Raw genomic sequence first — 11,045 nt, forward strand, 5'->3', positions numbered from 1 at the left:
TCGTTGCGGTCAAAATTAAAAAAGTTTTTACTAGCACAGCAGATCGCTTTAAACCTTTCACAAATGCGACATGAATTTGCGACAGTTCGTCGTCAAATTTGTGAGCCTCTGTGTCGCTGTGTACAATGACCACCCTTTTGCCCCCGCTAAGCCGGCGTACGTTCGGCGCGGAACGCAAGTGGTTGAATTGAAAAGAAATTTGCCTCGAATAGAGGCAGCCTGGTGAGAAAGTGTCTATGAAAGCAGGTCTGTACCAACCAGATGAATTCAAGGATAACTGCGGTTTCGGCCTGATAGCTCATATGCAGGGCGAGCCCAGTCATACCCTTTTGCAAACGGCCATCGAGGCCCTGACCTGCATGACCCACCGCGGTGGGATTAATGCCGACGGCAAGACCGGTGACGGTTGCGGTCTGCTGATTCAAAAACCCGACGCCTTCCTGCGAGCCATTGCCCAGGAGAGCTTCGGTGTCGAAATGCCCAAGCAATATGCCGTGGGCATGGTGTTCTTCAATCAGGATCCGGCCAAGGCCGAAGCCGCTCGCGAGAACATGAACCGCGAGATCCTCGCCGAAGGCCTGCAACTGATCGGCTGGCGCAAAGTGCCGATCGACACCAGCGTCCTCGGCCGCCTGGCCCTTGAGCGCCTGCCGCAGATCGAGCAGGTCTACATCGGCGGCGAAGGCCTGAGCGATCAGGACATGGCCGTGAAGCTGTTCAGCGCCCGTCGCCGTTCGTCGGTGGCCAACGCCGCTGACACCGACCATTACATCTGCAGCTTTTCGCACAAGACCATCATCTATAAAGGCCTGATGATGCCGGCCGACCTGGCCGCGTTCTATCCGGACCTGAGTGACGAGCGCCTGCAAACCGCGATCTGCGTGTTCCACCAGCGCTTCTCCACCAACACCCTGCCGAAATGGCCGCTGGCGCAGCCGTTCCGCTTCCTCGCCCACAACGGCGAAATCAACACCATCACCGGTAACCGCAACTGGGCGCAGGCCCGTCGGACCAAGTTCACCAATGATCTGATGGATCTGGAAGAGCTCGGCCCGCTGGTCAACCGTGTCGGTTCCGACTCATCGAGCATGGACAACATGCTCGAACTGATGGTCACCGGTGGCATCGACCTGTTCCGTGGCGTGCGGATGATCATTCCGCCAGCGTGGCAGAACGTCGAAACCATGGACCCGGATCTGCGTGCGTTCTACGAGTACAACTCGATGCACATGGAACCGTGGGACGGCCCGGCCGGCGTGGTGATGACCGATGGTCGCTACGCGGTGTGCCTGCTCGACCGTAACGGTCTGCGTCCGGCGCGCTGGGTCACCACCAAGAATGGTTTCATCACTCTCGCCTCGGAAATCGGCGTGTGGAACTACCAGCCTGAAGACGTGCTCGCCAAGGGTCGCGTCGGCCCGGGCCAGATCTTCGCCGTGGATACCGAAACCGGGCAGATCCTCGACACCGATGCGATCGACAACCGTCTGAAATCCCGTCATCCGTACAAGCAATGGCTGCGCAAGAATGCCCTGCGCATTCAGGCGACCATGGAAGACAACGACCACGGTTCGGCTTTCTACGACGTCGATCAGCTCAAGCAATACATGAAGATGTATCAGGTCACGTTCGAAGAGCGTGATCAGGTGCTGCGCCCGCTTGGCGAGCAAGGTTACGAAGCCGTGGGCTCGATGGGCGACGACACGCCGATGGCTGTGCTGTCCCAGCGTGTGCGCACGCCGTACGACTATTTCCGTCAGCAGTTCGCGCAGGTGACCAACCCGCCGATCGACCCGCTGCGTGAAGCGATCGTGATGTCGCTGGAAATCTGCCTCGGTGCCGAGCGCAACATTTTCCAGGAGTCGCCGGAACACGCCTCGCGCGTGATCCTCAGCTCGCCAGTGATCTCTCCGGCCAAGTGGCGCTCGCTGATGAACCTCGACCGTCCGGGTTTCGAACGGGCGATCATCGACCTCAACTACGACGAAAGCCTTGGCCTCGAAGCGGCGATCCGCAACGTTGCCGATCAGGCTGAAGAAGCCGTGCGCGCCGGGCGTACCCAGATCGTCCTCAGCGACCGTCATATCGCCCCGGGCAAGCTGCCGATCCACGCTTCGCTGGCGACCGGTGCAGTGCACCACCGTCTGACCGAAAAAGGCCTGCGTTGCGATTCCAACATCCTCGTTGAAACCGCGACCGCCCGTGACCCGCATCACTTCGCGGTGCTGATCGGTTTCGGTGCCTCGGCGGTCTATCCGTTCCTGGCCTACGAAGTGCTGGGTGACCTGATCCGTACCGGTGAAGTCCTGGGCGACCTCTATGAGGTGTTCAAGAACTACCGCAAGGGCATCACCAAAGGCCTGCTCAAGATCCTGTCGAAGATGGGTATCTCGACCATCGCTTCGTACCGTGGTGCGCAGCTGTTCGAGGCCATTGGTCTGTCCGAAGAAGTCTGCGAACTGAGCTTCCGTGGTGTGCCAAGCCGGATCAAGGGTGCGCGCTTCGTTGACATCGAAGCCGAGCAGAAAGCCCTCGCCGTCGAAGCCTGGAGCCCGCGCAAGCCGATCCAGCAGGGCGGTCTGCTGAAGTTCGTCCACGGTGGCGAATATCACGCGTACAACCCGGACGTGGTCAACACTCTGCAAGCCGCTGTGCAGCAGGGCGACTACGCCAAGTTCAAGGAATACACCTCACTGGTGGACAACCGTCCGGTGTCGATGATTCGCGACCTGTTCAAGGTCAAGACCCTCGACACGCCGCTGGATATCAGTGAAGTCGAGCCGCTGGAGTCGGTGCTCAAGCGTTTCGATTCCGCCGGTATCTCGCTGGGGGCACTGTCGCCGGAAGCTCACGAAGCCCTGGCCGAAGCCATGAACCGCCTCGGCGCGCGTTCCAACTCCGGCGAAGGCGGCGAAGATCCGGCGCGTTACGGCACCATCAAGAGCTCGAAAATCAAGCAGGTTGCCACCGGCCGTTTCGGTGTAACCCCGGAATACCTGGTCAACGCCGAAGTGCTGCAGATCAAGGTCGCCCAAGGCGCCAAGCCGGGCGAGGGCGGGCAACTGCCGGGCGGCAAGGTCAACGGGCTGATCGCCAAACTGCGTTACGCAGTGCCGGGCGTGACCCTGATTTCGCCACCGCCGCACCACGATATCTACTCGATCGAAGACTTGTCGCAACTGATCTTTGACCTCAAGCAGGTCAACCCGCAGGCGCTGGTTTCGGTGAAACTCGTAGCTGAAGCGGGCGTCGGCACCATCGCCGCCGGTGTGGCCAAGGCCTATGCCGACCTGATCACCATTTCCGGTTACGACGGCGGTACCGGTGCTTCGCCGCTGACTTCGATCAAATACGCGGGCGCACCTTGGGAACTCGGCCTCGCTGAAACCCACCAGACCCTGCGCGGCAACGACCTGCGCGGCAAAGTCCGGGTGCAGACCGACGGCGGCCTGAAAACCGGCCTCGACGTGATCAAAGCGGCAATCCTCGGCGCCGAGAGCTTCGGCTTCGGCACCGCGCCGATGATCGCACTGGGCTGCAAATACCTGCGCATCTGCCACCTGAACAACTGCGCCACTGGCGTCGCGACGCAGAACGAGAAGCTGCGCAAGGATCACTACATCGGCACCGTCGACATGGTGGTGAATTTCTTCACCTACGTCGCCGAAGAAACACGTGAGTGGCTGGCCAAGCTTGGTGTGCGCTCCCTCGAAGAACTGATCGGTCGCACTGATCTGCTGGAAATCCTCGAAGGCCAGACCGCCAAGCAACATCACCTGGACCTGACCCCGCTGCTGGGCAGCGATCACATCCCGGCGGACAAACCGCAGTTCTGCGGCGTCGAGCGCAACCCGCCGTTCGACAAAGGTCTGCTGGCGGAGAAGATGGTCGAGCTGGCCGCGTCGGCGATCAACGACCTCAGCGGTGCCGAGTTCGAGCTGGATATCTGCAACTGCGACCGTTCGATCGGCGCGCGGATCTCCGGCGAAATCGCGCGCAAGCATGGCAACCAGGGGATGGCGAAAGCGCCGATCACCTTCCGCTTCAAGGGCACGGCAGGTCAGAGCTTCGGTGTGTGGAACGCCGGCGGTCTGAACATGTACCTGGAAGGCGACGCCAACGACTACGTCGGCAAAGGCATGACCGGCGGCAAGCTGGTCATCGTGCCGCCGAAGGGCAGCGTCTATAAAACTCAGGAAAGCGCCATCATCGGCAACACCTGCCTGTACGGCGCCACTGGCGGCAAGTTGTTCGCCGCCGGCACCGCAGGCGAGCGTTTCGCCGTGCGTAACTCCGGTGCCCACACCGTCGTGGAAGGCACTGGCGATCACTGCTGCGAGTACATGACCGGTGGTTTCGTCTGCGTGCTGGGCAAGACCGGTTACAACTTCGGTTCTGGCATGACCGGTGGTTTCGCCTACGTGCTCGATCAGGACAACACCTTCGTTGACCGGGTCAATCACGAACTGGTGGAAATCCAGCGAATCAGCGGCGAGGCGATGGAAGCCTATCGCAGCCACCTGCAGAACGTGCTGAACGAGTACGTCGCCGAAACCGACAGCGAGTGGGGTCGTGAACTCGCCGAGAACCTCGACGATTACTTGCGGCGTTTCTGGTTGGTCAAGCCCAAGGCTGCCAGCTTGAAAACCCTGCTTTCCAGCACTCGTGCCAACCCGCAGTGATATGCGCCTGAAGAGTTTGATGAGGTTTTAACAATGGCTGAACGTCTGAATAACGACTTCCAGTTCATCGATGTCGGGCGCAAGGATCCGAAGAAGAAACTGTTGCGTCAACGCAAGAAAGAGTTCGTTGAAATCTACGAACCGTTCAAACCCCAGCAGTCGGCCGATCAGGCCCACCGCTGCCTGGGTTGCGGCAACCCGTATTGCGAATGGAAGTGCCCGGTGCACAACTTCATTCCAAACTGGCTCAAATTGGTGGCCGAGGGCAACATCCTTCAGGCCGCCGAGCTGTCGCACCAGACCAACACCCTGCCGGAAGTCTGCGGCCGGGTGTGCCCGCAGGATCGTCTGTGCGAGGGTGCCTGCACCCTGAACGACGGCTTCGGCGCGGTGACCATCGGTTCGGTCGAGAAGTACATCACCGACACCGCGTTCGCCATGGGCTGGCGCCCGGACATGTCCAAGGTCAAACCGACCGGCAAACGCGTGGCGATCATCGGCGCAGGCCCGGCGGGTCTTGGTTGTGCCGACGTGCTGGTGCGTGGCGGTGTAACTCCGGTGGTGTTCGACAAGAACCCGGAAATCGGTGGCCTGCTGACCTTCGGCATCCCCGAGTTCAAGCTGGAAAAGACCGTGCTGAGCAATCGTCGCGAAGTCTTCACCGGCATGGGCATCGAGTTCCGTCTCAACACCGAAGTCGGTAAAGACGTGACCATGGAACAACTGCTCGCCGAATACGACGCGGTGTTCATGGGCATGGGCACCTACACCTACATGAAGGGCGGTTTTGCCGGGGAGGATCTGCCGGGCGTTTATGACGCGCTGGATTTCCTCATTGCCAACGTCAACCGCAACCTGGGCTTTGAAAAGTCGCCGGAAGATTTCGTCGACATGAAAGGCAAGAAGGTCGTGGTACTCGGCGGCGGCGACACGGCGATGGACTGCAACCGCACCTCGATCCGTCAGGGCGCCAAGTCGGTGACCTGTGCCTATCGTCGCGACGAAGCGAACATGCCCGGCTCGCGCAAAGAGGTGAAGAACGCCAAGGAAGAAGGCGTCAAATTCCTCTACAACCGCCAGCCGATCGCCATCGTCGGTGAAGACAAGGTCGAAGGCGTGAAGGTGGTCGAGACCCGTCTCGGCGAACCGGACGCCCGTGGCCGTCGCAGCCCCGAGCCGATCCCGGGTTCCGAAGAGATCATCCCGGCCGATGCCGTGGTCATCGCCTTCGGCTTCCGCCCGAGCCCGGCGCCGTGGTTCGAACAGTTCGAGATCCAGACCGACAGCCAGGGCCGCGTTGTTGCGCCTGAGCAAGGTCAGTACAAGCACCAGACCAGCAACCCGAAAATCTTCGCCGGCGGCGACATGGTGCGCGGTTCCGACCTGGTGGTGACGGCGATCTTCGAGGGGCGCAATGCGGCTGAAGGGATCCTCGATTACCTGGGTGTCTGATCACTTTCCAAAATTGGAATGGGATTAATTGTGGGAGCGAGCCTGCTCGCGAAAGCGGTGGATCAGTCAACAGAGATGTTGAATGTGAAGCCCTCTTCGCGAGCAGGCTCGCTCCCACAGTTGTTTCTCGGTGTTGCTGATAGCGCATTCCAGCGCGACAAATTGACCCGATAGACAAAAGGCTGACCCACATCCGTGCCTTTTGCCTCGCGCTCTGAGAAAATGCCCGCACTTTTTTTCCGGATGCCGACATGACTGCCCTGAAGAACGACCGTTTCCTCCGCGCCCTGCTCAAGCAACCCGTTGACGTCACCCCTGTGTGGATGATGCGCCAGGCCGGTCGCTACCTGCCGGAGTACCGCGCCAGCCGCGCGCATGCCGGCGACTTCATGAGCCTGTGCATGAATCCGCAATTCGCCTGCGAAGTCACCCTGCAACCGCTCGACCGCTACCCGCAACTGGACGCGGCGATCCTGTTTTCCGACATCCTCACCATTCCCGATGCCATGGGCCAGGGCCTGTACTTCGAGACCGGTGAAGGTCCGCGCTTCAAAAAAGTCGTCAGCACGATGGCCGACATCGAAGCGTTGCCGATCCCGGATCCGCACAAAGACCTCGGCTACGTGATGGATGCGGTCAGCACCATCCGTCGCGAACTCAACGGTCGCGTGCCGTTGATCGGTTTCTCCGGCAGTCCGTGGACCCTCGCGACTTACATGGTTGAAGGCGGCTCCTCGAAAGACTTCCGCAAGACCAAGGCGATGCTCTACGACAACCCGCAAGCCATGCACCTGCTGCTCGACAAATTGGCGCAGTCGGTGACTTCGTACCTCAACGGCCAGATCATGGCCGGTGCGCAAGCGGTGCAGATCTTCGATACCTGGGGCGGCAACCTGTCGGCGGCGGCGTATCAGGAATTCTCCCTGGCTTACATGAAGAAAATCGTCAGCGGCCTGATCCGCGAGAACGACGGACGCAAAGTGCCGGTGATTCTGTTCACCAAAAACGGCGGCCTGTGGCTGGAAAGCATCGCCGAAGCCGGCGCCGACGCCCTCGGCCTGGACTGGACCTGCGACATCGGCAACGCCCGTGCCCGTGTCGGCGACAAGGTCGCGCTGCAAGGCAACATGGACCCGACCGTGCTCTACGCCAAACCGGAAGCGATCCGCACTGAAGTCGGGCGCATTCTGGCCAGTTATGGCAAGGGCAGCGGCCACGTGTTCAACCTTGGTCATGGCATCACCCCGGAAGTTGATCCGGAACATGCCGGCGCGTTCCTGCGTGCGGTGCATGAGCTGTCAGCGCAGTATCACGAGTGATCAGCGCCCAATAAAAAACGCCCGGCCAATGCCGGGCGTTTTCTTTTGCACGATCTAATGTCGTACCCAAATCAACTGTGGGAGCGAGCCTGCTCGCGAAAGCGGTGTGTCATTCAACACTGATGTTGCCTGACACAGTGCATTCGCGAGCAGGCTCGCTCCCACAGGGTTTTATGTCAGGCTTTGACACCCTGCAACGGCGGCAACTTCGCCAGCTTCAACGCCACCAGCAGGGCAATCAGCAACAACGCACCAATAAACAGGCCGATGCCGTTCCACCCGCCCAGATGCCAGAACACCCCGCCCGCAGTCCCGGCAATGCTCGACCCGGCGTAATAACTGAACAGATACAGCGACGACGCCTGACCCTTGGCGGTCAACGCGCGCCGGCCGATCCAGCTGCTCGCCACCGAGTGCGCAGCGAAGAAGCCGAAGGTGAACACCAGCATGCCGATGATGACCAGCAACAGCGGCGTGAACATCGTCAGCGCGAGCCCGGCGAACATCAGCGCAATCGTCGCCCAGAGCACTTTGCGCCGCCCCAGTTTGTCCGCCAGCGAACCGATCTTCGCCGAGCTGTAGATCCCCGACAGGTAGACCACCGAGAGCAATCCGACAAATACCTGATCGAGGTTGTACGGCGCAGCCAGCAAGCGGTAGCCGATGTAGTTGAACAGCGTGACAAACGCGCCCATCAGCACGAACGCTTCAAGAAACAGCAGCGGCAGGCCGGCGTCGCGAAAGTGCATGGTGAAGCCGTCGAGCAGGCTGCGCGGGTGCAGTGAGCGGGCGCGGAAGTTGCGCGACTCCGGGAGGATCTTCCAGAACACCGCCGCCGCGACCAGCGCCAGACCGCCTATCACCAGCATCGCCGTGTGCCAGCTGACGAAGTCGATCAGCACGCCAGTTATCAAGCGTCCGCTCATCCCGCCGATCGCGTTGCCGCCGATGTATAAACCCATCGCCAGGCCGATGTGTTGAGGATGGATTTCTTCGCTCAGATAGGTCATCGCCACTGCTGCCAGGCCGCTCAACGACAGGCCGATCAGCGCGCGCATGATCAATACGCCGTGCCAGCTCGGCATCATCGAACTGGCGATGGTGCACAACGCGGCAGCGAACAGCGCCGCGACCATCACTGGTTTACGGCCGATGCGGTCGGAGATCGGCCCGGTGATCAGCAGACCGAAGGCCAACATGCCGGTTGCCACCGAGAGGATCAGACTGCTCTGCGCCGCGTTGATCCCGTATTCGTGGGACAGCAGCGGCATCATCGGTTGTACGCAGTAGAGCAGGGCAAACGTCGCAAAGCCGCCACAGAACAGCGCCAGCACCGTGCGCATGAACGCCGGCGTGCCTTTTTCGATGTAGATCTCTTGCAGCTCGGCGAGGGTATCGTCGCCGGCAGCGGGCGGGACTTCGTGGGCAAGGGGCGCGACAGCAGTTTTCACTTCAGACCTCGGAAAGCACAGCCGGGCAGGCAATGAAAAAATCATATAGCTGGCTAATGTTTCTATCCAATATATTGTTCGACCTGTTTGATAGCTTCAGCGACCTAATGGAAATCCTATGGAACTGCGTCATCTGCGTTACTTCATCGCAGTCGCCGAAGAACTGCATTTCGGCCGGGCCGCACAGGTGCTGGGCATCTCCCAGCCACCACTGAGCCAACAGATTCAGGCGCTGGAGCAACAGCTCGGCGCGCGCTTGTTCGAGCGCACCAACCGTCGGGTCGAGTTGAGCGAGGCCGGTCGCCTGTTTCTGCAGGAGGCGCGGCTGGTGCTGGCGCAGGTCGACAAGGCCGCGGATGTCGCCCGGCGTGCGCAACTTGGTGAGCTGGGTGAGTTGAAGATTGGTTTCACCTCGTCGGCGCCGTTCAACTCGACGATTCCGCAGGCGATTTTTTCCTTTCGTCAGCGCTTTCCGGCGGTGCATCTGAATTTGCACGAAATGAGCAGCACCATGGTCGCCGACGCTCTGGTGGACGAGTCGATCGAAGTCGGCATCATGCGCCCGCTGGGATTGCCAGATTCACTGAGTGTTGTGGAGTTGATGCGCGAGCCATTGGTGGCGGTGCTCAGTTCCAAGCATCCACTGGCCCAAAGTAGCGATGAAGGTCTGTTTCTATCGGCGCTGGCGCTGGAGCCCTTCGTGTTTTTCCCGCGCAGCTATGGCAGCGGGCTCTATGCACAACTGCTCAGTCTGGCGCGCGATGCCGGGTTCAGCCCGCACTTCGCCCAAGAGGCCGGCGAGGCGATGACCATCATCGGTCTGGTCGCAGCGGGCCTCGGTGTATCGGTGCTGCCAGCGTCCTACCAACGCATGCGCATCGACGGCGTGGTCTACCGTCCGCTGCTCGATCCCGAAGCGATTTCGGCGGTGTGGCTGGTGCAGCGCAAAGACCAGAAATCGCCGATGGCCAAGGCGTTTGTCGAACTGCTTACGCGCAAGGTTGAACCGCTGACGGTGTGAAGGCGGCTGGCGCTTTCGCGAGCAGGCTCGCTCCCACAGGGAAACGCATTCCAAGGTGGGAGCGAGCCTGCTCGCGAAGGCGTCGGCCCAAACATCACAGATTTCAGGGCAACCGCACCAAATCCCCCTTCAAAGCCACCCGGGTAACAAAAACTCCTGCCCGGCACTCGTAGGTATTCAAATCCTTGCGTACACGCTGGTCGTAGTAGCTGACGATATTGACCACCGCATTCGCCCCGACCCGCTTGGCATCAGCCTGCAATTTGATCAGATTCGACTGCAACACCCATTCACACGAAGCCTGATCGCTCTTGTTGAAGCCGTTGGTTTTCAAATCACTGACCACCCCTTGGCGCAGCAACTGCTGAGTGCCCTGCGGCCCGTAGCCGATCAGGTAGAACTTCACACTGCCGTCCAGTCGCCCGGCGCGAATGGCGTCCGACAGCACGGTTTCGAAAGGCATGTACATGAGGTTGGTGGCATGGCTGGCACTGGGCAGCAGGGCGATAAGCGCAGCGGCCATCAGGGCTTTCACTTGCATGGTCATCTCCTTTGACGGTGAAAGAGACTGCGAGGGCAGGTGACGGTGCTGCGACCTGCATCAGCGAGTGTAGATGCTGCTGAATCACTGCAAATAAAAAGGGCGCCAAACGGCGCCCTTTGTCATTTCTGGCGTTTACTGAACCTTCGCCAGATCACCCTTCAGCGCAACGCCCGCCATGATCGCGCCGGCGTGGCATTCGTAGGTTTGCGCGTCCTTGCGCTCGTTGCGCTTGTAGAAGCTGACGATGTTGGTCACGGCGTTGGCGCCGGCGTTTTTCGCGGCCTGGTGCAGGCTGATGATTGCCGATTGGGCGACCCACTCGCAGGCGACTTCATCGGATTTGTTGAAGGCGTTGGTTTTCTTGTTGGTCACGGCGTCGGGGCTGACGACGGTGACTTTGCCGGCCGGGGTGTTGCCGGCCAGATAGAATTTCACGCTGCCATCGATCTTGCCGGAGCGGGTGGCTTCGGCGACGGCTTTGTCGAATGGCAGGTAGACCGCCGTGTCGCGGGCCTGGCTGACCGCTGGCAGGGCGCAGAGCAGCAGGGTAACGGCGGCGAATTTCTTGAAGTGCAT

Annotated in this window: 7 protein-coding genes; 4 read left to right on the forward strand and 3 right to left on the reverse strand. The window is 60.5% G+C overall.

Annotated elements, in window-relative coordinates:
• Positions 1-236: 236 nt before the first annotated feature.
• From gltB to hemE, 3 genes are all read left to right on the forward strand, one after another.
• On the forward strand, positions 237-4,682 hold the full coding sequence (gltB, locus tag PSH90_RS01955) for a glutamate synthase large subunit (protein ID WP_150638042.1): 4,446 nt from the start codon (positions 237-239) through the stop codon (positions 4,680-4,682).
• 33 nt (positions 4,683-4,715) lie between these two features.
• On the forward strand, positions 4,716-6,134 hold the full coding sequence (locus PSH90_RS01960) for an FAD-dependent oxidoreductase (protein ID WP_007909438.1): 1,419 nt from the start codon (positions 4,716-4,718) through the stop codon (positions 6,132-6,134).
• A gap of 251 nt (positions 6,135-6,385) precedes the next feature.
• Positions 6,386-7,453 carry a uroporphyrinogen decarboxylase gene (gene hemE, locus PSH90_RS01965; RefSeq protein ID WP_056787355.1) on the forward strand — a complete coding sequence of 356 codons (1,068 nt, stop codon included), beginning with the start codon at positions 6,386-6,388 and terminating at the stop codon, positions 7,451-7,453.
• A 176-nt stretch (positions 7,454-7,629) separates the two neighbouring features.
• Here the strand turns inward: hemE and PSH90_RS01970 are convergent, their stop codons facing one another.
• On the reverse strand, positions 7,630-8,904 hold the full coding sequence (locus tag PSH90_RS01970; RefSeq protein ID WP_095181025.1) for an MFS transporter: 1,275 nt from the start codon (positions 8,902-8,904) through the stop codon (positions 7,630-7,632).
• Positions 8,905-9,022: 118 nt separating this feature from the next.
• Between PSH90_RS01970 and PSH90_RS01975 the strand changes: the two genes are divergently transcribed.
• Positions 9,023-9,925 carry a LysR family transcriptional regulator gene (locus PSH90_RS01975; protein ID WP_305382038.1) on the forward strand — a complete coding sequence of 301 codons (903 nt, stop codon included), beginning with the start codon at positions 9,023-9,025 and terminating at the stop codon, positions 9,923-9,925.
• Positions 9,926-10,028: 103 nt separating this feature from the next.
• On the opposite strand, the gene PSH90_RS01980 is transcribed toward PSH90_RS01975, so the two are convergent.
• Both PSH90_RS01980 and PSH90_RS01985 read right to left on the reverse strand, forming a co-directional pair.
• Complete coding sequence (locus PSH90_RS01980) at positions 10,029-10,466, reverse strand: excinuclease (RefSeq protein ID WP_305382040.1); 438 nt, start codon at positions 10,464-10,466, stop codon at positions 10,029-10,031.
• 135 nt (positions 10,467-10,601) lie between these two features.
• Positions 10,602-11,045: a hypothetical protein gene (locus tag PSH90_RS01985; RefSeq protein WP_041477580.1), complete on the reverse strand. Its 444-nt coding sequence runs from the start codon at positions 11,043-11,045 to the stop codon at positions 10,602-10,604.

This window comes from Pseudomonas sp. FP1762, from assembly GCF_030687105.1.
Lineage (GTDB): Bacteria > Pseudomonadota > Gammaproteobacteria > Pseudomonadales > Pseudomonadaceae > Aquipseudomonas > Aquipseudomonas siliginis.